Consider the following 25,781-nt stretch of genomic DNA (forward strand, 5'->3'; position numbering starts at 1 on the left):
ACGGCTGATGCATCCGATGACCAGAGGGCCGAAAGGCCCGAAGGTCTGAATCGGCTGCATGCGGGCGTCAGCCCGCCACTTCTCGAGGTGAACAACATCGAGGTCGTCTACAACGACGTCATCCTGGTGCTGCGCGGCCTGTCGCTCTCGGTGCCGCAGGGCAGGATCGTCGCCCTGCTCGGCGCCAACGGCGCGGGCAAGTCCACGACGCTGAAGGCGATCTCCGGCCTCCTCCGCACGGAGGAGGGCGAGGTCACCCGCGGCGAGATCCGCTTCAACGGCGAACGGATCGACGGGGCGGAGGCGCACATGATCGTGCGCAAGGGCATCTTCCAGGTGATGGAAGGTCGGCGGATCATCGCCGACATGACCTGCCTGGAGAATCTCCGGCTCGGCGCCTTCACCCGCTCCGACGGCGAGGTGAAGCGCGACATCGACATGGTCTATACCTACTTCCCGCGCCTGAAGGAGCGCACCGGCCTTGCCGGCTATCTCTCGGGCGGGGAGCAGCAGATGCTGGCGATCGGCCGTGCGCTGATGGCGCGGCCGAAGCTGATCCTGATGGACGAGCCCTCGATGGGCCTCTCCCCGCTGCTGGTGAAGGAGGTCTTCTCCATCATCCGCAAGCTGAACGAGGACCTCGGGATCACCATCCTCCTGGTGGAGCAGAATGCCCGCATGGCGCTCTCCGTCGCCTCCTACGGCTATGTCATGGAGCAGGGGAAGGTGGTGCTGGACGGCACCGCGGAGGCGCTCGCAACGAATGAGGATGTGAAGGAGTTCTACCTCGGCGGCCACGGCGCCGAGCGGAAGAGTTTTCGCAACCTCAAGAGCTACAAGCGGAGGAAGCGGTGGCTCTAGATCGGTTCTACGACGCGCTGGAGACGCGCAGCGCGGACGAGCGCGAGGCGGCGCTGGCGCGGGCCCTGCCGGGGCAGGTGGCGCATGCGAGGGCCCGCGCACCGCATTATGCGCGCGCGCTGGCCGATGTGGAGCCGGCGGCCATCGCCTCCCGTGCCGCGCTCGCCGCGCTGCCGGTGGCGCGCAAGTCGGCGCTGATCGCGCAGCAGTCGGAGGATCCGCCCTTCGGCGGCGTGGTCGCCACGGCGCTCGGCGCGCTGGCCCGCGTCTTCGTCTCGCCCGGCCCGATCGCGGAGCCCGAGGCGGCCGTGCCGGACTACTGGCGCTATGCCCGCGCCCTGCACGCCACCGGCCTGCGCGGCGGCGAGCTGCTGCACAACTGCTTCGCCTACCACTTCACCCCGGCCGGCAGCATGCTGGAAGGTGGCGCCCGCGCGCTCGGTTGCCCCGTCTTCCCCGCTGGCACGGGCAACACGGAGATGCAGGCGCGCGCGGCGGCGCAGCTCCGGCCGCGGTGCTACAGCGGCACGCCCGATTTCCTCAAGACGATCCTGGAGAAGGGGGACGAGCTCGGCCTCGATCTCTCCTCGCTGCAACTCGGCCATGTCACCGGTGGCGCCTATTTGCCGACGCTGCGGGCCTGGTATGCCGAGCGCGGCCTGACCGTGCTGCAGAGCTACGGCACCGCCGATCTCGGCCTCATCGCCTATGAGAGCGAGGCGCGCGAGGGGCTGATCCTCGACGAGGGCGTGGTGGTGGAGATCCTCCGCCCCGGCACCGGCGACCCGCTGCCGGATGGCGAGGTGGGGGAGGTGGTGGTGACCACCCTCAACCCGCATCATCCGCTGCTCCGCTTCGCCACCGGCGACCTCTCGGCCATCATGCCGGGCGCCTCGCCCTGCGGCCGCACCAATCGCCGCATCCGTGGCTGGATGGGCCGCGCCGACCAGGCGGCGAAGGTGCGCGGCATGTTCGTCCGGCCGGAGCAGGTGGCCGAGGTGCTGCGCGCCGTGCCCGCGGTGGCGAAGGCACGGCTGGTCGTCTCGCTGGAGGGCGAGCGCGACGTCATGCTGCTGCGGGCCGAGGCGACGGAGCGGGACGAGGCGCTGGTGGAGAAGCTCGGCCTCGCGCTGCAGAACGCCACCAAGCTGCGCGGCCTGGTGGAGCTGGTGCCGCCCGGAACCCTGCCGAACGACGGCAAGGTCATCGACGACACGCGACCGGTGCCGGGCTGATGCTGCCCAAGGGACGTAGCTACGAGGCGATCCGCGCCGCCTTCCGCTGGCGGGTGCCGGATCGCTACAACATGGCCGTCGATTGCTGCGATCGCTGGGCGGATGGCAGCGGCCGGCCGGCGCTGCTGCACCTGCATGCCGATGGGCGGCTGGACCGCATCAGCTTCGACGCGTTGAAGGCCGACAGCAACCGGCTGGCCAATGCGCTGCGGGCGCATGGGATCGGGCGCGGCGACCGCGTCGGCGTGCTGCTGCCGCAGGTGCCGGAGGCGGCACTTGCGCATCTCGCCATCTACAGGCTCGGCGCCATCGCGGTGCCGCTGTTCCAGCTCTTCCAGGAACAGGCGCTGGAGTTCCGCCTGTCCGATAGCGGCGCGGCGGCGCTGGTGACGGATGCGGTCGGGCTGGCGAAGCTCGCCGCCATCCGGGACCGGTTGCCCGATCTGCGCCTGGTGCTGAGCGCCGATGGTGCGGGGGAGGGCGCGCTCGACCTGCATGCCGAGATGGCGCGCGCCTCGGATGGTTTCACGCCGGTGGACACGGCGGCCGACGATCCGGCGATCATCGTCTATACTTCCGGCACGACCGGCGCGCCGAAGGGCGCGCTGCATGCGCATCGCGTGCTGCTCGGCCACCTGCCGGGCGTCGAGATGCCGCAGGACCTCTTCCCGCAGCGCGGCGACCTGTTCTGGACGCCGGCCGACTGGGCCTGGGTCGGCGGGCTGTTCGACGTGCTGCTACCCAGCCTGCACCACGGCGTGCCGGTGCTGGCGCACCGCATGGCGAAATTCGACCCCGAATTCGCCTTCCGCCTGATGGCGCGGCACAACGTAAGAAACGCCTTCCTGCCGCCGACCGCGCTGAAGATGATGCGCGGCCTGCCTCGCGCGGCGCAATACGGCGCGCATCCTCGCAGCATCGGCAGCGGCGGCGAGACGCTGGGGGCGGAGCTGCTGGACTGGGGCCGCAGCGCCTTCGGCGTCACGATCAACGAGTTCTACGGCCAGACCGAATGCAACCTGGTCGTCTCCTCCTGCGCCACGATCATGCCGGCGCGGCCGGGCTGGATGGGCCGTGCCGTGCCGGGCCATGCTGTCGCGGTGGTGGACGCCGAGGGCACGCCGCTGCCGCCCGGCGCCATCGGCACCATCGCCGTGCGCCGGCCGGACCCGGTGATGTTCCTGGGCTACTGGAACAACCCGACGGCGACGGCGGCGAAATTCGCCGGCGACTGGCTGCTCACCGGCGACCAGGGGGTGATGAGCGAGGATGGCTGGTTCCGCTTCGTCGGCCGCGACGACGACGTCATCACCTCGGCCGGCTACCGCATCGGCCCCGGCGAGATCGAGGATTGCCTGCTGCGCCATCCCGCCGTCGCCATGGTGGCCGTCATCGGCCTGCCCGACCCGCTGCGGACCGAGGCGGTGACCGCCATCGTCGTGCCCGCGCCCGGTGCGGTCGCCGGCCCGGCGCTGGCCGCCGAATTGCAGGACCACGTGAAAACCCGCCTCGCCGCGCACAGCTATCCGCGGCAGGTCATCTTCCAGGATGCGCTGCCGCTGACCGCCACCGGCAAGGTGATGCGGGGCGAGCTGCGCCGCCGCATGACGCAGGGAGGGCCATGATGCCCGGCAACGTCACCATCCCCAGCCTCGATTTCGGGCTCGGCGACGAGATCGACATGCTCCGCGACAGCGTGAAGGGCTTCGCCGATGCGCGAGTCGCGCCGATCGCCGCCGAGATCGACCGCACCGACGAATTCCCCCGGCATCTCTGGCCGGAGATGGGCGCTCTCGGCCTGCACGGCATCACGGTGGAGGAGGAGTGGGGCGGCGCCAATATGGGCTACCTCGCCCATTGCGTGGCGATGGAGGAGGTGAGCCGCGCCAGCGCCTCGGTCGGTCTCTCCTACGGCGCGCATTCCAACCTCTGCGTCAACCAGATCCGCCGCAACGGCACGGAGGAGCAGAAGCGCCGCTACCTGCCGAAGCTGATCAGCGGCGAGCATCTGGGCGCGCTGGCGATGAGCGAGCCGGGCGCGGGCTCCGATGTCGTCTCCATGAAGCTGCGGGCGGACAAGCGGGGCGACCGCTACGTCCTGAACGGCACCAAGCTCTGGATCACCAATGCGCATTACGCCGAGACGCTGGTGGTCTATGCCAAGACCGAGCCGGAAGCCGGCCCGCGCGGCATCACCGCCTTCCTGATCGAGAAGGGCTTTTCCGGGTTTCGCCCGGCGCAGAAGCTCGACAAGCTCGGCATGCGCGGCTCCCCGACCTCCGAGCTGGTCTTCGAGGATTGCGAGGTGCCGGCGGAGAACGTGCTCGGCCGCCTGAACGAGGGCGTGCGCGTGCTGATGTCCGGCCTCGACTACGAGCGCGCGGTGCTGGCGGCGGGACCGCTCGGCATCATGCAGGCGGCGCTCGATGTCGTCGTGCCCTACATCCATGAGCGGAAGCAGTTCGGCCAGTCGATCGGCGAGTTCCAGCTCATCCAGGGCAAGGTGGCCGACATGTACACGGCGCTGAATGCCTGCCGCGCCTATGTCTATGCCGTGGCGCGCGCCTGCGACCGCGGCCAGACCACGCGGAAGGACGCGGCCGGCGCCATCCTCTATGCCGCGGAGGCGGCGACGAAGATCGCGCTCGACGCCATCCAGATCCTCGGTGGCATGGGCTACATCAACGAGACGCCGACCGGCCGCCTGCTGCGCGACGCCAAGCTCTACGAGATCGGCGCCGGCACCAGCGAGATCCGCCGCATGCTGATCGGCCGCGAGCTGTTCCGCGAGACCGCATGAGCGCGCTCACGTCAGGCATCGACACGCGCGGCAGCGGGTTCCGCGCAAACGCGGCACATATGCGCACCCTGCTGGCGGAACTCGCCGAGCGCACGGCCGAGGCGGCGCAGGGCGGGCCCGAGGCCTCGCGCCAGCGCCACCTCTCCCGCGGCAAGCTCCTGCCGCGGGAGCGGGTGGAGCGGCTGCTCGACCCCGGCGCGCCCTTCCTCGAACTCTCGCCGCTCGCGGCACACGGCATGTATGGCGGCGAGGTGCCGGCGGGCGGCATCCTGACGGGCATCGGCCGCGTCGCGGGCCGCGAATGCGTCATCGTCGCCAATGATGCGACGGTGAAGGGCGGCACCTATTACCCCATCACGGTGAAGAAGCACCTGCGGGCGCAGGAGGTGGCGCAGCAGAACCGGCTGCCCTGCCTCTATCTCGTGGACAGCGGCGGCGCCAACCTGCCGAACCAGGACGAGATTTTTCCTGATCGCGACCATTTCGGCCGGATCTTCTACAACCAGGCCACCATGTCCTCGCTCGGCATCCCGCAGGTCGCCGTGGTGATGGGAAGCTGCACCGCCGGCGGCGCCTATGTGCCGGCCATGTGCGACGAGGCGATCATCGTCCGCAACCAGGGCACCATCTTCCTCGCGGGCCCGCCGCTGGTGAAGGCGGCGACCGGCGAGGTGGTCTCCGCCGAGGATCTCGGCGGCGCCGATGTCCACACCCGCCTCTCCGGCGTCGCCGACCATTTCGCGGCGGACGACATGCATGCGCTCGGCCTCGCCCGGCGCATCGTCGGGCATCTGGCGCCGACGCGGCCGCCGGGCGACGACCTCGCCCCGCCCGTGCCGCCGCGCTACGACCCGGCGGAGCTGCACGGCATCATCCCGCAGGACGTCCGCCAGCCCTATGATGTCAGGGAGGTGATCGCGCGCATCGTCGACGGCTCGGAGCTCGACGAGTTCAAGGCGCGCTACGGCACCACGCTGGTCTGCGGCTTCGCCCGCATCTGGGGCCGCCCGGTCGGCATCCTCGCCAACAACGGCATCCTCTTCTCCGAATCCGCGCTGAAGGGCGCGCATTTCGTCGAGCTCTGCAGCCAGCGCAACATCCCGCTGCTCTTCCTGCAGAACATCGCGGGGTTCATGGTGGGCCGGAAATACGAGACGGGCGGCATCGCCAAGGACGGCGCCAAGCTGGTCACCGCCGTCGCCACCACCAGCGTACCCAAGTTCACCGTCATCATCGGCGGCAGCTTCGGCGCCGGCAATTACGGCATGTGCGGCCGCGCCTATAGCCCGCGGCTGCTCTTCACCTGGCCGAACAGCCGCATCTCCGTCATGGGTGGGGAGCAGGCGGCGAGCGTTCTGGCCACCGTCCGCCGCGACAACCTGGAAGCCGCGGGCAAGGCCTGGCCGGCCGAGGCGGAGGAGGCGTTCAAGGCGCCGATCCGCGCGCAGTACGAGACGCAGGGCTCGCCCTACTACGCCACCGCCCGGCTCTGGGACGACGGCATCATCGACCCCGCCATGACGCGCGACGTCATCGGCCTCGGCCTCGCCGCCGCGGCCAATGCGCCCATTGCGCCCACCCGCTTCGGCGTCTTCCGGATGTGACGGCGATGTTCCGCACCCTCCTCATCGGCAATCGCGGCGAGATCGCCTGCCGCGTCATCCGCACCGCGCGGCGCATGGGTATCCGCACCGTCGCCGTCTTCTCCGAGGCCGATGCCCGGGCGCAGCACGTCGCCCTGGCCGACGAGGCCTACCCGATCGGCCCCGCCCGCGCCGCCGACAGCTATCTCCGCATCGACCGCATCCTCGCCGCCGCGCGGGCCAGCGGGGCGGAGGCGATCCATCCCGGCTACGGCTTCCTCTCGGAGAACGCCGATTTCGCCGAGGCCTGCGCCGCGGCCGGGATCGCTTTCCTCGGCCCGCCGCCCGCCGCCATCCGCGCCATGGGCAGCAAGGCCGAGAGCAAGCGGCTGATGGAGCAGGCCGGCGTCCCCGTCGTGCCCGGCTACCACGGCGAGCAGCAGGATGAGGCCTTCCTCGCCGACCAGGCCGCGCGCATCGGCTTCCCCGTGCTGATCAAGGCCAGCGCCGGCGGGGGCGGGAAGGGGATGCGGCCCGTCCTGGCCGCCGCCGACTTCGCCGCGCAGCTTGCCGGCGCGCGACGGGAGGCCAAGGCGGCCTTCGGCGACGACCGCGTGCTGCTCGAGCGCTACCTGCAGAAGCCCCGCCATGTCGAGGTGCAGGTCTTCGCCGATACGCAGGGCCACGCCATCCACCTGCACACGCGGGACTGCTCCGTGCAGCGCCGCCACCAGAAAGTGCTGGAGGAGGCGCCCGCCCCCGACCTCTCGCCCGCCCTGCGCGCCCGGCTGCACGCGGCCGCCATCGCCGCCGCCCGCGCCGTCGGCTATGTCTCGGCCGGCACGGTGGAGTTCATCGTGGAGGGCGAGGACGCCTTCTTCATGGAGATGAACACCCGCCTGCAGGTGGAGCACCCGGTGACGGAGATGGTCACCGGCCTCGACCTGGTGGAGTGGCAGATCCGCGTCGCCGCGGGCGAGCCCCTGCCGCTGCGCGAGGCGCCGGCGCCGGAGGGCCACAGCGTCGAGGTACGGCTCTATGCCGAGGACCCGGCGCAGGACTTCCGCCCCTCCACCGGCCCGCTCCGCCGCTTCGCGCTGCCGGCGCCGGCACCCGACCTGCGGATCGAGAGCGGCGTCGTGGAGAGCGATGCCATCACGCCCTTCTACGACCCGATGATCGCCAAGCTGGTCGCCTGGGGACCGGACCGGGGGGCGGCGCTGGCGCGGCTCGGCGCGGCGCTCGGGGAATGCCGGATCGCCGGCATCACCAGCAATCTCGGCTTCCTACAGCGCCTGGTGGCGCATCCCGCCATGCGCGCGGCGGAACTCGACACCGGCTTCGCCGGCCGCTTCGCGGCCGACCTCCAGCCGCCACCGCGCCCCGCGCCCGCCCTGGCGCTGGCCGCAGCGGCGCTGGAGGCGATCCTGCCCGCCACGGCCGCGCCGCCCGCCGATCCCTGGGACCGCCGCGACGGCTGGCGGCTGCAGGGCGCCGGGTCGCAACTCGTTCACCTCGCCGATGGCGAGGCGCTGCACCGGCTGCGCCTGTCCCATGCCGGCGCCGGCTGGCGCTTGGCGCTCGACGGCGCGGAGACGGCGCTGTCGGGACGCCGCCTCGACGGCGGCCTGCAGGTCACGCTCGGCGAGGCCGTCCACCGCATCCCGGTCCTGCGCGACGGCGATGCCATCCAGGTCCTGCTGCCGGAGGGTGGCTGGACGCTCCGCCTGCTCGATCCCCATGCGCCGCCGGGCGGGGAGGCCTCCGCCCAGGGCCGCCTCTCCGCGCCCATCCCCGGCCGCGTCGTGCAGGTGCTGGTCACCCAGGGGGAGGCTGTCTCGCGCGGCCAGGTGCTCGCGGTGCTCGAGGCCATGAAGACCGAGCTCCGCATCACCGCGCCGGCCGATGGCGTCGTCGCCCATATCGGCTGCGCCGCCGGCGACACGGTGGAGGAGGGAACGGAGATCGTCACCCTCACCGCCGCCGAGTAGGCGGCGGCGTCGGGCGGGCCGAGGACCGCCCTAGGCCATCGCCACCCGCGGCGGGCGCACGATCCAGTTCATCACGCTCGCCGCGATGCCGACCGCGACCATCACCGGCCAGAAGGCCTCGTAGCTGCCCGCCGTCTCCAGCAGCACCGCGCCCGCGGCGGCGCCGAGGAAGCCGCCGACCTGGTGGCTGAGGAAGCAGACGCCGTAGAGCGCGCCGAGATCGGCGACGCCGAAGCGGCGCGCGATGGCAGCGCTGGTCAGCGGGATGGTGCCGAGCCAGACGAAGCCCATCACGGCGGCGAAGACCAGCGTCCCCGCATAGGTCGGCGTGGTGAAGGCGTAGCAGGCGATCGCCACCGTCCGCAGGGCGTAGATGGCGCCCAGCGCGAGCTCGGGCTGCAGGTGGTTGCTCACCTTGCCGCAGAGCCAACTGCCGGGGATGTTGAACAACCCGATGGTCATCAGGGCCATGGCGCCGAGCCCCGTCGGCAGGCCGCAGAGCGCGATGTGGCTCGGCAGGTGCATGGTCAGGAAGGCGAGCTGGAAGCCGCAGGCGAAGAAGCCCGCGGTCAGCAGCGCGAAGTCGCGGTCGGCCAGCGCCTGCCGCGCCAGCGCCGGCAGGCCGGCGAGGCCGGTCGCCGCGCGGCCCGGCACCTGCTCCGGCGCGCCCCATTCGATGCCGCGGGAGATCGGCACGATGACCAGCAGCGTCAGCGCGAGGATGCCGAGGGTGGCGATGGCGCCCACGCCGCCGATCAGGCTCTGCGCCAGCGGCACCATCGCCGCCTGGCCCAGCGAGCCGCCGGCGGAGGCGAGGCCGATCATCTCGCCCCGCCGCGCCGGCGGCACCGCGCGGCCGACCGCGGCCAGCGCCGCGCCGGTCCCGCAGCAGGAGACGCCGATGCCGGTCAGCAGGCCGATGCCGATGAGGATGGCGGGGGCCGAGGTCCAGAGCGCCGGCAGCCCGACGCCGGCGGCCAGCAGCAGCGCGCCGCCGGCCATGACGCGCCCGGCGCCGTGCCGGTCGGCGATGGCGCCGCTGATCGGCTGGGACAGGCCCCAGACCAGGTTATGGATGGCGACCGCGGTGCCGAGCACGGCGGGCGAGATCCCCGCCTCCGCCGAGAGCGGCAGGAGGAAGAGGCCGAAGGTCTGCCGCATGCCCAGCGCGAGGCTGATCGAGGCGGCCGCTGCGGCGACGATGGTCCAGAGGGCAGGGCGCATGCTGCAATGAGACGGAAGCGCCGCGGCGGCAACAAGCGCGCGCTGCGCCGACCCTGCCATGCTCGCCGGCGATATCTCGGCCCGGCGCCGGTCTTCATCGGGTCTTAACCCGCAGCGCGCGAGGCTTGCGGATCACCTCGACGGGGAATCGGAGGCGCGCGGTGCAGCCCGAGACCTGGGCCTGGCTCCTGGCCCATCTGCAAGAGATCTACCAGGGCACGGTGGTGGGCGGCGTCGGCCTGACGCTCGCCTGGTCCAGCCGCATCATCCGCCTGGGCCGACCCGGCCTGGGCGGGCGGGAGGCGTGACGGCAAAGCATCCGCCGTGACGGGCTCCGGCGCAGGCATCGGGCCTGCGCCACTTGCCCGACCGGCGACCTGCAGGGCGCCGCGCGTTCCGGCAGGCCGATCCGGGCCGCCGCGCCCTGCGGCGCCGCGGTCAGCGGTCCGCCCCGGGCGCCCGGCCTTGCGGCGTCAGGCCGCCTGCGAACCCTGGCGGTGCAGGACGTGCTCGATATCGCCGCGGCTGAGGCCGATATCGGCCAGTTCGCGGTCGCTCAGCGAGTTGAGCTCGGCGCGGATGCGCGCGCGCGCGACCCAGCCGAAGACCGTGTCGCCGAGACGGGCCAGCATCCGGCGGCCGGCTTGCGCGAGCTGCGCCTGATGCGCCTCGGCGGCCTCGAGCCGCAGCGCCTGGGCGCGCTCCTGCTGGGCATTGGTGGCGGCGGGGAGGAGGTAGGAAGCCTCCGCCGCGGAAAGACGGGCGTCCATGGTTTGGGTATCCAGATTATGCTGCCGGGGTCGCCCGGCACGGTGGGCGGCGGGTCGCCGCCTTCGCAGGTGCAACATAGGTCCGGTGGTGCAGCGTTTGGCGCGCGAACCGGACAGCCAAGCCATGCAACAGAAGCAGGTCTTCCTGTGGAAGCGTGCGTTTTCGGGTAATCTTCGCCACTTTCCGGCGCCCCCCGATGCGGCAAGACTCGCCCCGGCCGCCCGCCCCTGATCGAAGGACCCCTCCCCATGAGCCCTGCCGAACGCCTCGCCGCGCTGCGCGCCGCCCTGGAGAAGGCCGGGGTGCAGGGCTTCCTCGTCCCGCGCGCCGACGAGCATCTCGGCGAATACGTCCCGCCCTCGGGCGAGCGGCTGGCCTGGCTGACCGGCTTCACCGGCAGCGCCGGCCTCGCCCTGGTGCTGCCGGACCGCGCCGCGCTCTTCACCGATGGCCGCTACACCACCCAGGCGCAGCAGCAGCTCGACCCCGCGCTCTGGGAGTTGCGGCACATCGTCGACCAGCCGGCGGTGGACTGGCTGAAGGAGCACGCGGCCGGGCGGCGCATCGGCTACGACCCCTGGCTGCACCCGGAGGCCGCGCTGAAGCGGCTGGAGCCGGCGGGGATCACGCTGGTGCCGCTGCCCACCAATCCGGTGGATGCCATCTGGGCCGACCGCCCGGCGCCGCCCGCGGCAGCCGCCGTGCCGCACCCGCTGCGCCATGCCGGCCTCGCGGCCGAGGAGAAGCGCAGCGCCGCCGCGGCGCTCCTGCGGGAGGCGAAGGAGGACGCGGCGGTGCTGGCAGACAGCCATTCCCTCGCCTGGCTGTTCAACATCCGCGGCGGCGACCTGGACCATACGCCGCTCGCCCTCGGCTTCGGGCTGCTGCGCGACGACGGCTCGGCGGAGCTTTTCATGGAGCCGGGCAAGGTGCCGCCGGAGACGCGGGCGCATCTCGGCAATGCCGTCACGGTCCGGCCGCGGGAGGCGCTGCCGGGCGCGCTCGAGGCCCTGGCGGGCCGGACGGTGCGGGTCGATCCGGAGGCGACGCCCGCCTGGTTCGCCGAGACGCTGCGCGCCGCCGGCGCCACCGTCGCGGCCGGCGACGACCCGGTGCGGCTGCCGCGCGCCTGCAAGAATCCGGTGGAGCAGCAGGGCGCGCGCGACGCCCACCGGCGCGACGCGGTGGCCCTCGCCCGCTTCCTCGCCTGGTTCGCCGCCGCGGCGCCGACGGGCCGGGAGACGGAGGTCAGCGCCGCCGACCGGCTGCTGGCCTTCCGGCGGGAGGTGCCGTTGTTCAAGGCCGAGAGCTTCCCGGCCATCAGCGGCGCCGGGGAGCATGGCGCCGTCATCCACTACCGCGCGACGGAGGCCAGCGACCGGCCGATCCGCCTCGACGAGTGCTACCTGATCGACAGCGGGGCGCAGTACCTGGACGGCACCACCGACGTGACGCGGACCCTCTGGACCGGCCCAGGCCCGGCGCCGGCCGCGCTGCGGGAGCGCTATACCCGCGTGCTGCAGGGCCACATCGCGCTCGCCACGCTGCGCTTCCCGAAGGGCGTCGCCGGCCCGCACCTCGATGCCTTCGCCCGTCGGGCGCTGTGGGAAGCGGGGCTCGACTACGACCACGGCACCGGCCATGGCGTCGGCAGCTACCTCTCGGTGCATGAGGGGCCGGTGGCCTTCAGCCGCGCCGCCCGGCCGGTGCCGCTGGCGCCGGGCATGATCCTCTCGGACGAGCCGGGCTACTACCTGCCGGGGCAGTACGGCATCCGGATCGAGAATCTTCTCCTGGTCCGGGAGGCCGGGCAGCGGCCCGACCAGGTCAAACCCTTCCTGGAATTCGAGACCCTGACCCTCGCGCCCTATGACCGGCGGCTGATCGAGGCGGCGCTGCTCTCCCCGGCCGAGCGGGCATGGGTGGATGCCTACCAGGCGCGGGTGCTGGCGGAGGTCGGGCCGCATTGCGACCCGGCGACCGCGTCCTGGCTGGCCGCGGCCTGCGCGCCGCTCACCTGAAGGCCCAGCGGATCGTCTGCGCCACGCCGAAGGTGCCGGCGCGGATCACCGGCCGGCCGAGCGGCGGCGGCAGCCCGTGCATGCGCCGCGCCCAGGCGGGCAGCAGGTCCAGCCCGGCCTCCTGGGTCAGGCGCTGCAGCGGCTCCAGCCAGGGGGCCTCGGCCTCGCGGCTCAGCAGGATGCGCGCCGTCTCCCGCGTGCGGTGGTCCACCCGCAGCTTCGGCCGCATGGCGGCGATGACCGCACGGGCCTCCGCCGCGCTGCGCGGCAGCGGGTCGGCGCCGAGCAGGCCGCCCACGACCGCCATCTCGGCGAAGTAGCGGTCGCGGTCGGCGGCGGACATGCGCGGCTCGGCATAGCGGATCCAGCCCTGCAGGAAGGTCGTCGCCTCCGTCACATGCACCCAGGCCAGCAATTCCGGGTCGCTGGCGGCATAGGGGGTGCCGTCCGGCAGGGTGCCGCGGACCTTGTCGTGGATGCCGCGCACCCGGGCGATGGCCGTCTCGGCCTCCTCCCGGCTGCCATAGGTGGTCAGCGCGATGAAGCGCGCCGTCCGCCGCAGCCGTCCCGCCAGGTCGTGGCGGAAGCGCGAATGGTCCCAGACGCCGGCCAGCACGGCCGGGTAGAGCATCTGCAGCATCAGCCCGGCGATGCCGCCCACCATCATGGAGGTGACGTCACCATGCACCCGCCAGGCGACGGAGCGCGGGCCGAAGAGCCCGTCGCCGCGGCGCATGACGGGCCTTTCGCCGCGGGTGCGGTCGTTGAAGAGGCCGACGATCTGGTCGGCGATCGCCTGCTTCAGCGGCCGGGCGACCAGGTCGCCCAGCGAGGCAGGGTCGGGAAGGGCGGGGTAGGCCATCAGCGCCCCCGGCCCGGGATTAGGTCGATTGTCCTCACCTCCCGGATGTGGCGTCGGCCCGCACGGGGTCAACGCCATGCCCGGAACGGGAGGCCGCGCAAACCCCTCGGGGTTTGCGCTCCGACAAGATCCTGAGCAGGCTTTCGACTCAAGGGTCCGGGCCGCAGGACCTGCGGCCCGGACCGCGAAAGGCTGCTCAGGCGGCGATGTTCAGCAGCTTCGCCGCGGTCCGGCCGAGCACGTCGAGCTTCTGCTCGTCGTTCAGCGAATCGCAGGCGAAGATGTGGTCCACCGGCGCCATGGCCCAGGGGTAGGGATAGTCGCTGCCCAGCACGATCTGCGAGGCGCCGACCTGCGCCTGCAGGTGGCGGATCGCCTCCGGCGAGAAGATCAGCGAGTCGAACCAGATCTGCCTGAGGTACTCGGTCGGCTTCTTCGCCAGCTTGACGTTGGGGTCGCAATTGGCCGGCCCGACCAGGCAGGCATGGTCGGAGCGGTCGGCATAGCTCGGCAGGAAGCCGCCGCCATGCGCGGCGATCACCTTGAGGCCGGAGAAGCGGTCGAAGGTGCCCTCGAAGATCATCTTCGACAGCGCGATGGTGGTGCCGAGCGGGTTGCCGATGGCATTCGCCAGCCAGCCATTGCCGCGCAGGCGCCGGTTCAGCTCCGCCACGCCCTGCGGGTGGATGAAGAGGACGGCGCCGAGCTCCTCCGCCTTCTGCCAGACCGGGTGGAAGCGCGGGTCGGAGAACTCCCAGTCCGCCACGCTGTCGCCGATGGCGGCGCCCTTCAGCCCCTGCCGCCGGATCGCGGTCTCGAGCTCCTGCACCGCGAGCTGCGGGTCCTGCAGCGTGAGGGAGCAGAAGCCGGCGAAGCGGTCAGAATGCTTCGCGCAGAGCTCGGCCATCTTCTCGTTGTTGACCTTGACGATCTGCGCCGCGTTGTCGCGGTCGCGCCGGTACCAGAAGGGATTCACGGAGAGCACCTCCATGTCCACCTTCTGCTGGTCCATGGCGGCGAAGCGCTGGTTGATGTCGACGAAGGCCTCCTCCGCGCCGCGGACATTGTTCACCAGCACGGAGCGGTCGTTGTCCAGCAGCGGCAGGGTCTCGGCGAAGGCGCAATGCGCGTGCACGTCGATGGTCTTGACCGGCTTGCCGTTCACCGCGACGGCGACCCGCCGCTGCGCCTGGGCATGCGCCGAGCGCAGCAGGCCGCAACCGCAGAACAGGGCGCCGGCGGCGCCGAGGAATTCCCTGCGCGAGGTCATGGACGATCTTCCCTCCTGGTGTGGGTTGGCGGAAGGCTGGAAGGAAGCGGCCGGGCTGCCAACCGCAATTCGTTGCTGCGCTGCGGCAGCCTCAGCGCACGAGCCGCCGCGCGCCATGGGCGGGCCGGTCCGTCGTCAGCAGCCCGGCGGCGATGGCGAAGAGCCCGAAGGCGAGGTGCGGCCCGCCGCCGCGGCGGGCGAAGCCGAGCAGCCAGGGCGAGGCGGCGAGCGCCGCGCCGCCCGCGACATCGAGCGCGAGGTGCTGGCGCATGCTCAGCACCGGCGCGAGGCCAAGCTCGTAATCGGTCAAGGCGGCATAGGCGATGGCGCCGGCCCCGGCGGCCCGCGCGGCGCGCGCCTCGGGCGAGCCGGGCGGCAGGCGCAGCGCCCGCGGCGCGGCGAGCAGCAGCGCGCCCCAGAGATAGTCGACGAGGCCATGCAGGCGGGTGGGGATGACGCGCATCGCCGGCCAACGCGGCGCCGGGCGCGGCGTTCGCCGCGGGGAGGCAGCGTCACCAGAGACCCGGCCAGCGGCGGGTCCGCTGCGCCTCCTGCGCCGCGGTCAGCGCCGTCCGCCCCTCCGCGACGCCAGCCTGCATCGGGATCGCGAGCGGCGGCTGCCGCCAGCAATCGACGCGCCCGAGCGAGCGGGTGCAGTAGGGGGGCGGCGCCGGCGGCGCTTCCTCCGGCGCGCAATAGCCGAGGCCCCGGTCCAGCCGCACCGCCGAGCAGTCCCGCCCGGTCGCGACCGAGACCACCGCGTCCACCGGCGTCCGGCCGATCACCATGACGCTGCCGATATTGGCCGCGGCCAGGCCGCCGGTCAGCGGCACCGCCGACTCGCAGCCCGCCGCGAGCAGGACCGGCAGCCCAACCAGCATGCGCAGGATCATGCCCGCATCCTCCGCCGGTCGGGCTTAACGCCCCGCGAAGGGGCTGCTATGCACCGCGCCTCGCGGAGGGATCACTGCGTGGCCGATATCTTCGACGAGGTGGAAGAGGACCTCCGCGCCGAGCGGATGCGGCGGCTGCTGTCCCGCTATGGCAGCCTCCTCATCGGCGCCGCGCTGCTCGTCCTGCTCGGCGTCGCCGGGCTGCAGGGCTGGCGCTGGTACGAGGCCCGTGGCGCGGCGCAGGCGGCCGGGGCCTATCTCGCCGCCGGCCGCGACGCCGCCCAGCCCAATGCCGATACCAAGGCCATCGCCCAGCGCTACGACGCCCTCGCCGCCGGGGCGCCGGAGGGCTACCGGACGCTCGCCCGGCTGCGCGCCGCGGCGCTGAAGGCCGAATGGGGCGACCGCGCCGGCGCGCTGGCCGACTGGGACGCGGTCGCGCGCGACGGCGGGACGGATGCCCTCTACCGCGGGCTGGCGACGCTGCTCTGGGCGCTGCACGCGCTCGACGGCGGCGATGCGGCCGCGATCGAATCCCGCCTCGCGCCGCTGGCCGAGGGGCCCTGGCGCGCCTCGGTCGAGGAGGTGCGGGCGCTCGCCGCCATGCAGCGCAACGACACCGCGACGGCGAAGCGGCTGCTGACCGGGCTGCGGGGCGACATCCAGGCGCCGCAGGGGGTGCGGGACCGGGCCGGGCGCCTGCTCGCGGAACTCGGCGGCTGATGCAAGGAGATCCGATGCGGGGCCTCACCCGAAGGGCCGTCCTGCTGGGCGGGGCCGGCCTGCTCGCCGGCTGCGAGTCCATCACCGATAGCTTCGACCGCATCTTCGGCGAGCGGAAGGTGCCCCTGAAGGGCGACCGCAAGCCGATCCTCGCGGCGGAGAAGCCGCTCGACGTCGATGCGGGCGACACGCGGCCGGTCACGCTGCCGCCACCCACCATGGCGGCGGAGTGGCCGCAGGCCGGCGGGACCATCGGCCATGCGCCGGGCCATCCGGCGCTGGGGCCGGGGCTGCGGCAGGTCTGGAGCACCTCCATCGGCACCGGCGCGGCCTATCGCCGCCGCCTGATCGCGCCGCCGATCCTGGCCGGCGGCACGGTCTTCGCGGTGGATGCCTATGGCGAAGTCACCGCCCTCGACGCGGCGACGGGCCGGGAGCGCTGGTCGCTCGACACCCGCCCGAAGGAGGAGCGGGACGGCGCGCTCGGCGCCGGCCTCGCCTGGGATGGCGGGACGCTCTATGCCGTGACCAGCCTGGCCGAGGCGATGTCCATCGACCCGGCCACCGGCAAGGTCGGCTGGCGCGTGGCGCTGCCGGCGCCGACCCGCGGCGCGCCGACCGTCGCGGGCGGGCGGCTCTTCGTCGTCACCACCGAGAACCACCTCATCGCGCTCTCGACCGACGACGGGCAGCGGCAATGGACCTATCGCGGCCAGTCCGTGACCACCATGGTGCTCGGGCTGCCGGCGCCGGCGGTCGATGGCGAGGTGGTCGTGGCCGGATTCGCCTCGGGCGAGCTGGTGGCGGTCCGCGCCCAGGACGGCCGGATGATCTGGAGCGAGACGCTGGCCTCGGCGCGCGGCGGCAGCCTGGCCGACATCGCCGCCATCGCCGCCATGCCGGTGATCGACCGCGGCCGGGTGATCGCGGCGGGCCTCGGCGGCATCACCATCGCGCTCGACCTCCGCTCCGGCCGGCGGCTCTGGGAGCGCGAGGTGGCGGTGGGCGAGACGCCCTGGGTCGCCGGCGACTGGGTCTTCCTGGTCACCACCGGCGGCGAGCTGGCCTGCCTCGGCCGCGAGGATGGCCGGGTGCGCTGGATCGGCTCGCTCGGGCGGTTCGAGAATCCGGAGAAGCGGCGCGACCCCATCACCTGGGGGCCGCCGGTGCTGGCCGGCGGGCGGCTGCTGGTCGCGGGCAGCCATGGCCGGATGGTCGAGGTCAACCCGGCCGAGGGCGAGAAGCTGGCCGAGATCCGCCTGCCCGGCGGGACGACGCTGGAGCCGGCGGTGGCAGAAGGGACGCTCTACCTGCTGACCGATGACGGCTCCGTCGTGGCCTTCCGCGGGTCGGCCGGGGCGGCCTGACCCTCCGCCGGCATCGGTGCCGGTTGCCGGGGGCGCGCCAACGCCGGTCCCCGGAGGCCGGCCGCCGGCGCGGCATGGCAGCAGGGCGGGCGCCGCGGGGCGCGGCCATTGGCCCTGCCGGCCGCTTTCGGCTATCGGGGGCCTATCATGCTCCCCACCATCGCCATCCTGGGCCGGCCGAATGTCGGCAAGTCGACGCTGTTCAACCGCCTGGTCGGACGGAAGATCGCCATCGTCGACGATACCCCGGGGGTCACCCGCGACCGGAAGGAGGCCGAGACCCGCATCGCCGGCCGCGCCGTGCGCCTGCTCGATACCGCGGGCCTCGAGGAGGCGGCGCCCGAGACCGTCCAGGGCCGCATGCGCGCGAGCTCCGAGGCGGCGGTGCGGGAGGCCGACCTCGTCCTCTTCGTGGTCGATGTCCGCGCCGGCCTCACCCCCTCGGACCGCGCCTTCGCGGAATGGCTGAGGCGGCAGACAATCCCGGTCATCCTGGTGGCGAACAAGACCGAGGGGCGGCTCGGCGGCTATGCCGCCATGGAGGCCTATGAGCTCGGCCTCGGCGATCCCGTCGCGGTCTCGGCCGAGCATGGCGACGGCATCGGCGAGCTGCACGACGCGGTGCGGGAGCACCTGCCGGAGGAGATTGAGGAGGAGCGGGAGGGGGCCGACCGGCCGCTGCGGCTGGCCATCATCGGCCGCCCCAATGCCGGGAAATCCACCCTGCTGAACGCCCTGTTGGGCGAAGAGCGGATGATCACCGGGCCGGAGCCCGGCCTGACCCGCGACGCGGTGGCGGTGGAATGGACCGACCCGACCGGCGGCAAGGTCCGGCTGGTGGACACCGCCGGCCTGCGCAAGAAGGCGCGGATCGAGCAGGCGCTGGAGAAGATGTCGACCGCCGCCTCGATCGCCGCGCTGAAGGAATGTGAGGTGGCGATCCTGGTCGTCGATGCCCTGCTGGGGATGGACGAGCAGGACCTGCGCCTGGCGCGGCTGGCGGAGCGGGAGGGCAGGGCGGTCGTCCTCGCCTTCAACAAGTGGGACGCCGTCGAGGACCGGGCCGCCGCGCGCCGGAGGCTGGAGGACGTGCTGACGGCGAGCCTCGCGCAGCTTCGCGGCCTGCCAGTGGTGCCGCTCTCGGCCCAGACCGGGCGGGGGGTGGAGCGGCTGATGCCGGCGGTGCGGGAGGCCTATGCCCTCTGGAACCGCCGCATCCCGACCGGCGAGCTGAACCGCTGGTTCGAGGCGGCGATCGCCCGCCACCCGCCGCCGCTGGCCGAGGGCCGCCGGATCAAGCTGCGCTACGCCACCATGCCGAAGGCGCGGCCGCCGACCATCGCGGTCTTCGGGACGCGGGCGGAGCAATTGCCGGAGGACTATCGCCGCTACCTCGTCAACGGCTTCCGCGAGGTCTTCGGCATGCCCGGCGTGCCGATCCGGCTGAACCTGCGCGGGACCAGCAACCCCTATGCCGAGGCGGAGGGGTAGAGCAGGCGGATCTCGGCGTCGCTGCCGAAGGCGCTGGCGAGGCGGGCATCGGCCGTGACCAGTGGCGCGCCCTCGCGCTGGGCGAGGGCGACGTAGAAGCAGTCGTAGACAGGGTGGTCGCGGCGGAGGGCGAGGTCGGTCGCCGCGGCAGCGAGTTCCGCCAGCGGCGTCAGGACGATGGGACCGTTCGAGAGTTCGCGGAGCGCGTCGCGCGCCTGGTCGCGGGTCATGCCGCCGCGCCGGACAGCCTTCCAGGCCGCGTTGCCTACCTCGGCCAGCAGCAGTTCCGGCGCGGCGAAAAGCAGGGGTCGGCTCAGCAGGGCTTCCGCCTCGGCACTGCCCGCCTCGTCGAGATAGAGCTTCAAAACGATGCTCGCATCGACGACGAGGGTCATCGGGAATCGCGATCCTCGCGGATCAGGTCCTCCGCCAGGGGTACTCCGGGCGGGCGGGATGGCGTCCTGGCACGGATGGCGGCGGCGCGGCGCACCCAGGCGTCGCGCTCCTCGCGCGCGGCGGCTTCGAGAATGCCGCGCAATTCCGCCTCCAGCGACCGCCCGGCCTTCACGGCACGGGCCCTCAGCCGCTCCACCACCTCGTCATCCAGGTTGCGCACCAGCACCTGCGCCATGGCCGGGACCCCGCCTGCTATCACGATGATAGCAAACCCGTTCCGGCCGGGGCAAGGCCGCTACTCTGCCGCCGCCGCGCGCGGCTGCAGGTCGGTGCTGAACTGCAGGCTCACCGGCGTCTCCGCCTCGAAGGGGCTCTTCAGGTCCAGCGCCTTCGCGGTCTCGCGCAGCGCCGGCAGCACCTCCTGCCCCATCAGCCGGATGCAGGTCAGGCTGTCCTGCTGCGACATGAAGCCGTCATTGGCCCAGAGCGACATGATGCCGGGCCGGGTCTGCTCCATCACCTCGCGCAGCTTGGCGATCACCGTCTCCGGCCGGCCGGCGATGATCATGTTGTTCCGGATCTGCTCGTCGAAGGTCGGGCGGCGGCGCGGGCTGCTGCCGCGGCCGGTCGAGAATTCCACGAAGCCGCGCCGGTTGTCGGGCGAGGAATAGCCCGAGGGCGTGGACCAGACGGGATGCGCGAGGCCGGTGAACTCGCCCTGCATCCAGGTGAATTGCCGGGCATTCTCGATCGCCTTCTCGTCCGTCTCGGCGACATGCACCTGCTTGAGGTAGCCGTGGTACTCGGGCCCGCCCTTGAAGCCGACCTCCTCCGCGACGCCGTCATAGAGCTTCCAGATGGCGTTGGTCTGCTCCACCGTCGTGTTGAGCGCGATATAGGGGTAGCGGTGGCGCGCCGCCCAGATCACCGTCTCCTTGCTGATGACGCCCGGGATCCAGATGCGCGGATGCGGCTTCTGCAGCGGCACGGCCCAGGGGTTCACCACGCGGTTGTGGTAGTGATTGCCCTCGAAGCGGAAGGGGCCGGGCTGCGTCCAGGTGCGGACGATGAGGTCGTGCGCCTCCTCGAAACGCTCGCGGTTGTAGGCGGGGTTCACGCCGGCGGCGAGCTGCTCCTGCCCGCCGCCGCGGACGAAGCCGGAGACGAGGCGCCCCTTCGAGATCATGTCGATCATCGCCAGCTCCTCGGCGAGGCGCACCGGGTTCTCCGCCAGCGGCAGCGGATTGCCGAGGATGACGATCTTCACCCGTTCGGTGATCGCGGCGAGGATGCTGGCGAAGATGTTGGCCTTGGCCTGCATGCAGAAGGGCGCGTTGTGGTGCTCGTTCAGCATGATGCCGTCGAAGCCCACCGCCTCGGCCAGCCGGTACTGCTCGATGAACTCGTTGTAGAGGCGCGAGCCGGCGACCGGGTCGAAATGCGTGTTGGGGAACATCAGCGCCGTGGCGCCGAATTTCAGGCCCTCATCAGCCGGATAGGCGGACATGGGCTGCTCGGTGAAGTACATGATGTGCATCGTGTTCCTCCCGCTCAGGCGACGCGTGCGAAGGTGGTGACGAGGCGGAGCAGCTCCGCCGGCTTCTCCATCTCGACGCAATGGCCGCAGTCGGGCAGGCGCTCGAGCTGCGCCTGCGGCATGGCCTTCGCCCAGGCCTCCGCCGCGCTCACCGGGACGACCCGGTCCTCCGCGCCCCAGAGGATGAGCGTCGGCGCGCGCACGCCGCCCAGCAGGTGCGGCAGCGTCAGGCTGTGCATGTAAGGCTTCCAGGCCAGGCGGAAGTTCATCTCCCGGCAGATGTCCCATTCCACCAACTGGTCGGTGCTGGGCTCGGCACCATAGACCGCCTCGAAGGCTGCCTGGTCGTGGAAGCCGGCGCGGGCATAGTCGATATGGCTGACCAGCGCTTGGTCCAGGATCTCGCCCTCGGCGGGCCTGATGCCCATGGGCCCGACCAGCATTACCTGCGCCGGATCCGCCGGCGCCATGCTCGCCATCTCCGCCGCCACCCAGCCGCCATAGCCGAGGCCGAGCAGCGCCGCCCGGGACAGGCCAAGCTCCGCCAGCAGCCAGCGATAGGCGATGGCGAGGTCGCGGACCGAGCGCATCCAGGCCGGCCGCTCGGACTGGCCATAGCCGGGATGCTCGGGCAGCAGCAGCTCGAAATGCCGCGCGAGGCCGGTATAGGCCGGCAATTGGTCGGGCGTGCCGGTGTCGCGGTGCAGGACGAGCAGCGGCGGGCCCTTGCCCGCGCGGCGCAGGCGTAGCTGCAGGCCGGCGATGGGCAGGAGGCTCTCCTGCCAGGCGATGGGATCCGACATGGGACGTTTTCCCCGTGGTTTTCCCGGACGCTCGCAGCCGGCCGATACAGGTGTCAATCCAGGGCGAATGCCGCCACGCCGATTTCCCCTGTTCGGGACCGGGCTTTGCCGTAGCATTCGGTTCGGAAGCCGCGTGAAGCGGCCGCAGGGAGGGAGGTCCCATGATCGAGATGACGAGGCGCGCCGCGCTCGGCGCCGCCGCAGGACTGCGCCCCGCCCTTGCGCAGGGCCAGACGCTCCGCATCGGCGTGCTGACCGACATGTCCGGACCCTATCGCGACATCAGCGGCCCGAATTGCGTCGCGACGGCCCGGCAGGCGGTGCAGGATTTCGGCGCCGCCGCCCGCGGCCTCACGGTCGAGATCATCCAGGCCGACCACCAGAACAAGGCGGATATCGGCATCAACATCGCCCGGCAGTGGTTCGACCAGGGCGTGGACGCGATCCTCGAGGTGAACAACAGCGCCATCGCGCTGGCCGTCACCAAGCTCGCGCAGGAGAAGAACAAGGTCCACCTGAACAGCGGCGGCGCTTCCTCCGACCTCACCGGGCCGGGCTGCGGACCGAACATGGTGCACTGGACCACCGATGCCTGGGCCAATGCGCAGAGCACCGGCGGCTCGCTCTCCCGCGCCGGGGCGAAGCGCTGGTACTGCATCACTGCCGACTATGCCTTCGGCCATTCCGTGCAGCGGGAGGTGACGCGGGTGGTGCAGGCGCAGGGCGGCCAGGTCGTCGGCAGCAGCGTCTACCCCTTCCCGCAGACCACCGATTTTTCTTCGTTCCTCGTCACTGCCGCGGCGCTGAAGCCGGATGTCATCGCGCTCTGCAATGCCGGGACGGACATGATCAACTGCGTCAAGCAGGGCCAGGAGTTCGGGCTTGCGGGGCGGGGGATCCGCGTCGCGGCGATGGTCGGCTTCTCCGTGGATGTCTGGTCCATGGGCCTCCGGACCGCGCAGGGGCTGACCATGACCGAGAGCTACTACTGGGACCTCAGCGACCGCACGCGCGCCTTCGCGGAGCGGCTGAAGGGCAAGCTCGCCAACAACCGCATGGTCACCAGCGTGCAGGGCCAGGCCTATTCCTGCACCCTGCACTACCTGAAGGCGGTCGAGGCGATCGGCCTCGCCCGCGCTAAGGCCTCGGGGCTTGAGGCCGTGCAGGCGATGAAGCGCCTGCCGACGGATGACGACGTGCACGGCCCGGGCCGGGTGCGGGAGGATGGCCGCAAGATCCACCCGACCTACCTGATGGAGGCGAAGGCGCCGGCCGAGAGCCGCGGCGAGTGGGACCTGCTGAAGCTGGTGGCGACCACGCCGGCGGAGCAGGCCTTCCGCCCGGTCGCGGAGGGCGGCTGCCCCTTCCTCAAGGCGTGAGGCGCGCCGATGACCGAAGGGCCGGAGGGGTCCCCAAGAAGCGGCGCTTCGTGGGGCGCCCCGGATGGCCCGGAGGTCTGAATCGGCTCGCCCGACATAGAAGGCGAGCCCCGGGGCCTCAGCCGAGCAGCCAGCCGCGCGCGCTGCCGAGGATGAGGCCCGCGACCGCCGCCACCGCCAACGTCCGCACCACGCCGAGCTTCATGCGGAACAGGCAGACCGCGGCCAGCACCGCCAGCAGCGCGGCGAGCGCATCGAGGCTCGCCGGCACCGGCAGGTCGAGCGTCGCCGGCCCGAGCGGCACCGGCCGCATCTCCGCGAACAGCACGCGCAGCCCGAACCAGACCGCGAGGTTGGCGATGACACCGACCACCGCGGCGGTCACGCCGGCCAGCGCGCCCTTCAGCCTCGGTGCGTCGTGCAGCCGCTCCACATAGGGGGCGCCGAGGAAGATCCAGGCGAAGCAGGGCGCGAAGGTCACCCAGAGCACCAGCAGCGACCCGAGCACGCCGCCGAGGAAACCGCCTTGGGCATGGCCGGCCAAATAGCCGACGAATTGCAGCACCAGGATCAGCGGCCCGGGCGTGGTCTCGGCGAGGCCGAGGCCCGCCAGCATCTGCCCGGCCGAGAGCCAGCGGTAATGCTCCACCGCCTCCTGCGCCACATAGGCCAGCACCGCATAGGCGCCGCCGAAGGTCACGACCGCCATCTTGGAGAAGAACCAGGCGAGGTCGCCCCAGACGGGCGTGCCCAGCAGCATCGCCACCGGCCAGAGCCAGAGCGCGAGCGCGACCAGCCCCGCCCGCCGCGCCGCGCCGGTCAGCCGCGTGACGTGATCGGGATCCGCCGCCAGCAGCGCGTCGAGCAGCGAGGGCGGCCCATCCTGCGCCGCGCCGTGCCCGCCGCCGGCGAAGGCGGCGGGCAGCGCATAGCCCAGCAGCGCCGCCGCCAGCACCACGACGGGGAAGGGGAGGTTCAGCAGGAAGAGCGCTGCGAAAGCGAGGATGGCGACCGCCCAGGGCACCCGTCCCTTCAGCGCCCGCCTCGCCACGCGCAGCAGCGCCTCCACCACCAGCACCAGCACGGCGCATTTCAGGCCGAAGAACAGCGAGGCGATCACCGGCACGGCGCCGAAGGCGGCATAGATGGCCGAGAGCGCCAGCATCACCAGCGCGCCCGGCAGCACGAACAGCACCCCGGCGGCGACGCCGCCCTTCACCCCGTGCAGCAGCCAGCCGAGATAGGTGGCGAGCTGCGTCGCCTCCGGCCCCGGCAGCAGCGTGCAGAAGTTCAGCGCATGCAGGAAGCGGGCATCCGAGACCCAGCGCCGCTCGTCCACCACCTCCCGGTGCATCAGCGCGATCTGGCCCGCCGGGCCGCCGAAGGAGAGGCAGCCTATGCGGAACCAGACGCGCAGCGCCTCGCCGAAGCTTGGGAAAGCGCCGGGCCCTGCCAGATTGCCGTCCATGCCCTACCCCTGCCGCTGCCGCCCGAGCATAGGCGAGGCGGCAAGGATTGCGGAGGGGCGACGCCCTTGCGGGTCGGGCTCTCCGGCCTTCGGACCGCGCTCAGGCGACGTTCGGGGAGGAGCCGGCCGCCGGGTCGTTGGCCGCCGAGGGCGTCGCCTTGCCGCCCTTCACCTGCTCGACCTGCGCGCCGCCATCCGGGCGCGGCGGCGCCAGCACCGGCTCCTGGCCCAGCGGCTCGCTGATCATCGGCTCGAACTTGCCCTTGCCGTCCAGCGACTGGCCCTCGGCCCAGCGGCCCATCGGGACCTGCTTGTCGGTGCGGTGGCCGAAATAGGCATAGGAGAACTTCCGCGCCTCCTGCTCCTGCGGGAAGCTGTTCGGGATCGGAAGCTGCTCGGTCTGGCCGCCCAGCTCCTCGATCACCGCCAGCCATTGCTGCTGGTGCATGGTGTCGCGGGCGATCAGGAAGCTCAGCATGTCCTTCATGCCGGGATCGTTGGTCATGCCGTAGAGCCGCACCGCCAGCGCCCGGCCGGTCGCCTCGGCGGCGACGTTGGCGTACATGTCGGCGGCGATGTTGCCGCTGGCATAGACATGGCTGGCATTGAAGGGCACGCCGTTGCAGTTCTCCGGCGTCGCGGCCAGGCCCGTGCTCAGGATATGCCGCAGGTTCATGCCGCCCAGCACCGCGCCGGCGACGCCGTCGTTCGCCACGTCCTCCTGCATCGAGAGCGGCGCGCCCTCGAGGTTCAGCGCGACGGCCGTCGCCAGCATCTCGACATGGCCGATCTCCTCCGTCGCGGTGTTGAGGATCATGTCGCGGTACTTCTTCGGCCCGCGGCTGCCCCAGGCCTGGAACATGTACTGCATCATGACGCGGATCTCGCCCTCGACACCGCCGATCGCCTGCTGCAGGGCGCGGGCGAAGATCGGGTTCGGCGTCTCGACGCGGACGGGGTACTGCAGCTTGCCGTCGCTGTAGAACATGGGGTCTCCCGGTTGCTGGTGGTCGGGAGCAGAAAGACCTGCCGCGGCGCCGGTTCAGGCGCGCCGCGGCAACGAGGGCGGCGTCTCCCGAAAGCGTGCGGAGACGCCGCCTTGGTTC

At 72.3% G+C, this 25,781-nt stretch carries 24 protein-coding genes; 12 read left to right on the forward strand and 12 right to left on the reverse strand.

What is annotated here, in order from left to right; genetic code table 11:
• Window positions 1-87: 87 nt before the first annotated feature.
• From Q7A36_RS01465 to Q7A36_RS01490, 6 genes are read left to right on the forward strand one after another with little or no spacing between them, the layout of a single operon-like run.
• Window positions 88-861 (forward strand): ABC transporter ATP-binding protein, encoded by a 774-nt coding sequence (locus Q7A36_RS01465; protein WP_370655619.1) that lies wholly within the window; start codon window positions 88-90, stop codon window positions 859-861.
• The gene (locus Q7A36_RS01470; RefSeq protein WP_305101858.1) at window positions 852-2,096 is read left to right on the forward strand and encodes a phenylacetate--CoA ligase family protein; all 1,245 of its coding nucleotides are present in this window, start codon (window positions 852-854) and stop codon (window positions 2,094-2,096) included. The genes Q7A36_RS01465 and Q7A36_RS01470 overlap by 10 nt, the downstream gene beginning before the upstream one ends.
• Complete coding sequence (locus tag Q7A36_RS01475; protein WP_305101859.1) at window positions 2,096-3,721, forward strand: acyl-CoA synthetase; 1,626 nt, start codon at window positions 2,096-2,098, stop codon at window positions 3,719-3,721. Before Q7A36_RS01470 ends, Q7A36_RS01475 begins: the two co-directional genes overlap by 1 nt.
• Window positions 3,721-4,896, forward strand: coding sequence for an isovaleryl-CoA dehydrogenase (locus Q7A36_RS01480; protein WP_370655620.1), 1,176 nt, complete (start codon window positions 3,721-3,723; stop codon window positions 4,894-4,896). Before Q7A36_RS01475 ends, Q7A36_RS01480 begins: the two co-directional genes overlap by 1 nt.
• Window positions 4,893-6,500: a carboxyl transferase domain-containing protein gene (locus tag Q7A36_RS01485; protein ID WP_305101861.1), complete on the forward strand. Its 1,608-nt coding sequence runs from the start codon at window positions 4,893-4,895 to the stop codon at window positions 6,498-6,500. Before Q7A36_RS01480 ends, Q7A36_RS01485 begins: the two co-directional genes overlap by 4 nt.
• A gap of 5 nt (window positions 6,501-6,505) precedes the next feature.
• On the forward strand, window positions 6,506-8,470 hold the full coding sequence (locus Q7A36_RS01490) for an acetyl/propionyl/methylcrotonyl-CoA carboxylase subunit alpha (protein WP_305101862.1): 1,965 nt from the start codon (window positions 6,506-6,508) through the stop codon (window positions 8,468-8,470).
• 30 nt (window positions 8,471-8,500) lie between these two features.
• On the opposite strand, the gene Q7A36_RS01495 is transcribed toward Q7A36_RS01490, so the two are convergent.
• Window positions 8,501-9,694, reverse strand: a complete 1,194-nt coding sequence (locus tag Q7A36_RS01495; protein ID WP_305101863.1) for an MFS transporter — start codon at window positions 9,692-9,694, stop codon at window positions 8,501-8,503.
• Window positions 9,695-9,855: 161 nt separating this feature from the next.
• Here Q7A36_RS01495 and Q7A36_RS01500 point away from each other — a divergent pair, with 161 nt between their 5' ends.
• On the forward strand, window positions 9,856-10,002 hold the full coding sequence (locus tag Q7A36_RS01500) for a hypothetical protein (RefSeq protein ID WP_305101864.1): 147 nt from the start codon (window positions 9,856-9,858) through the stop codon (window positions 10,000-10,002).
• Window positions 10,003-10,167: 165 nt separating this feature from the next.
• Here the strand turns inward: Q7A36_RS01500 and Q7A36_RS01505 are convergent, their stop codons facing one another.
• Window positions 10,168-10,464 (reverse strand): DUF1127 domain-containing protein, encoded by a 297-nt coding sequence (locus Q7A36_RS01505; RefSeq protein WP_305101865.1) that lies wholly within the window; start codon window positions 10,462-10,464, stop codon window positions 10,168-10,170.
• A 249-nt stretch (window positions 10,465-10,713) separates the two neighbouring features.
• On the opposite strand from Q7A36_RS01505, the gene Q7A36_RS01510 reads away from it, so the two are divergent.
• Window positions 10,714-12,486: an aminopeptidase P family protein gene (locus Q7A36_RS01510; protein WP_305101866.1), complete on the forward strand. Its 1,773-nt coding sequence runs from the start codon at window positions 10,714-10,716 to the stop codon at window positions 12,484-12,486.
• Here the strand turns inward: Q7A36_RS01510 and Q7A36_RS01515 are convergent.
• The 4 genes from Q7A36_RS01515 to Q7A36_RS01530 form a co-directional block, all read right to left on the reverse strand.
• The gene (locus tag Q7A36_RS01515) at window positions 12,479-13,348 is read right to left on the reverse strand and encodes an oxygenase MpaB family protein (protein ID WP_305101867.1); all 870 of its coding nucleotides are present in this window, start codon (window positions 13,346-13,348) and stop codon (window positions 12,479-12,481) included. The genes Q7A36_RS01510 and Q7A36_RS01515 overlap by 8 nt on opposite strands.
• A 196-nt stretch (window positions 13,349-13,544) precedes the next feature.
• Window positions 13,545-14,618 (reverse strand): amidohydrolase family protein, encoded by a 1,074-nt coding sequence (locus Q7A36_RS01520; protein ID WP_305101868.1) that lies wholly within the window; start codon window positions 14,616-14,618, stop codon window positions 13,545-13,547.
• Between the two features lie 91 nt (window positions 14,619-14,709).
• Window positions 14,710-15,081 carry an SPW repeat domain-containing protein gene (locus Q7A36_RS01525; RefSeq protein ID WP_305101869.1) on the reverse strand — a complete coding sequence of 124 codons (372 nt, stop codon included), beginning with the start codon at window positions 15,079-15,081 and terminating at the stop codon, window positions 14,710-14,712.
• 49 nt (window positions 15,082-15,130) lie between these two features.
• Window positions 15,131-15,511: a hypothetical protein gene (locus tag Q7A36_RS01530; protein WP_305101870.1), complete on the reverse strand. Its 381-nt coding sequence runs from the start codon at window positions 15,509-15,511 to the stop codon at window positions 15,131-15,133.
• A 78-nt stretch (window positions 15,512-15,589) separates the two neighbouring features.
• Here Q7A36_RS01530 and Q7A36_RS01535 point away from each other — a divergent pair, with 78 nt between their 5' ends.
• From Q7A36_RS01535 to der, 3 genes are all read left to right on the forward strand, one after another.
• Window positions 15,590-16,234 (forward strand): tetratricopeptide repeat protein, encoded by a 645-nt coding sequence (locus tag Q7A36_RS01535; protein ID WP_305101871.1) that lies wholly within the window; start codon window positions 15,590-15,592, stop codon window positions 16,232-16,234.
• Window positions 16,235-16,248: 14 nt separating this feature from the next.
• Window positions 16,249-17,601 carry an outer membrane protein assembly factor BamB family protein gene (locus tag Q7A36_RS01540; RefSeq protein WP_305101872.1) on the forward strand — a complete coding sequence of 451 codons (1,353 nt, stop codon included), beginning with the start codon at window positions 16,249-16,251 and terminating at the stop codon, window positions 17,599-17,601.
• Window positions 17,602-17,748: 147 nt separating this feature from the next.
• Window positions 17,749-19,092 carry a ribosome biogenesis GTPase Der gene (gene der / locus Q7A36_RS01545; protein WP_305101873.1) on the forward strand — a complete coding sequence of 448 codons (1,344 nt, stop codon included), beginning with the start codon at window positions 17,749-17,751 and terminating at the stop codon, window positions 19,090-19,092.
• Here der and Q7A36_RS01550 read toward each other — a convergent pair.
• Genes Q7A36_RS01550 through Q7A36_RS01565 form a run of 4 tightly spaced genes read right to left on the reverse strand, consistent with a single transcriptional unit; the run spans window position 19,071 to window position 21,828 of the window.
• The gene (locus Q7A36_RS01550; RefSeq protein WP_305101874.1) at window positions 19,071-19,487 is read right to left on the reverse strand and encodes a type II toxin-antitoxin system VapC family toxin; all 417 of its coding nucleotides are present in this window, start codon (window positions 19,485-19,487) and stop codon (window positions 19,071-19,073) included. The two genes, der and Q7A36_RS01550, sit on opposite strands and share 22 nt — an antisense overlap.
• Window positions 19,484-19,723 carry a FitA-like ribbon-helix-helix domain-containing protein gene (locus Q7A36_RS01555; protein ID WP_305101875.1) on the reverse strand — a complete coding sequence of 80 codons (240 nt, stop codon included), beginning with the start codon at window positions 19,721-19,723 and terminating at the stop codon, window positions 19,484-19,486. The genes Q7A36_RS01550 and Q7A36_RS01555 overlap by 4 nt, the downstream gene beginning before the upstream one ends.
• Window positions 19,724-19,783: 60 nt before the next feature.
• Entirely contained in the window at window positions 19,784-21,025 is a 1,242-nt protein-coding gene (locus Q7A36_RS01560; protein WP_305101876.1) for an LLM class flavin-dependent oxidoreductase, read from the reverse strand.
• A gap of 14 nt (window positions 21,026-21,039) precedes the next feature.
• Window positions 21,040-21,828, reverse strand: a complete 789-nt coding sequence (locus tag Q7A36_RS01565) for an alpha/beta fold hydrolase (RefSeq protein ID WP_305101877.1) — start codon at window positions 21,826-21,828, stop codon at window positions 21,040-21,042.
• A gap of 161 nt (window positions 21,829-21,989) precedes the next feature.
• Here Q7A36_RS01565 and Q7A36_RS01570 point away from each other — a divergent pair, with 161 nt between their 5' ends.
• Complete coding sequence (locus Q7A36_RS01570; protein WP_305101878.1) at window positions 21,990-23,207, forward strand: ABC transporter substrate-binding protein; 1,218 nt, start codon at window positions 21,990-21,992, stop codon at window positions 23,205-23,207.
• A gap of 118 nt (window positions 23,208-23,325) precedes the next feature.
• Here Q7A36_RS01570 and chrA read toward each other — a convergent pair whose 3' ends face one another.
• Together chrA and Q7A36_RS01580 are read right to left on the reverse strand one after the other, a co-directional pair.
• Complete coding sequence (chrA, locus tag Q7A36_RS01575; protein WP_305101879.1) at window positions 23,326-24,675, reverse strand: chromate efflux transporter; 1,350 nt, start codon at window positions 24,673-24,675, stop codon at window positions 23,326-23,328.
• A 100-nt stretch (window positions 24,676-24,775) separates the two neighbouring features.
• Window positions 24,776-25,663, reverse strand: a complete 888-nt coding sequence (locus Q7A36_RS01580; RefSeq protein ID WP_305101880.1) for a manganese catalase family protein — start codon at window positions 25,661-25,663, stop codon at window positions 24,776-24,778.
• Window positions 25,664-25,781 lie beyond the last annotated feature (118 nt).

The organism is Paracraurococcus lichenis, assembly GCF_030657435.1.
In the GTDB taxonomy this organism is placed as follows: Bacteria; Pseudomonadota; Alphaproteobacteria; order Acetobacterales; family Acetobacteraceae; genus Paracraurococcus; species Paracraurococcus lichenis.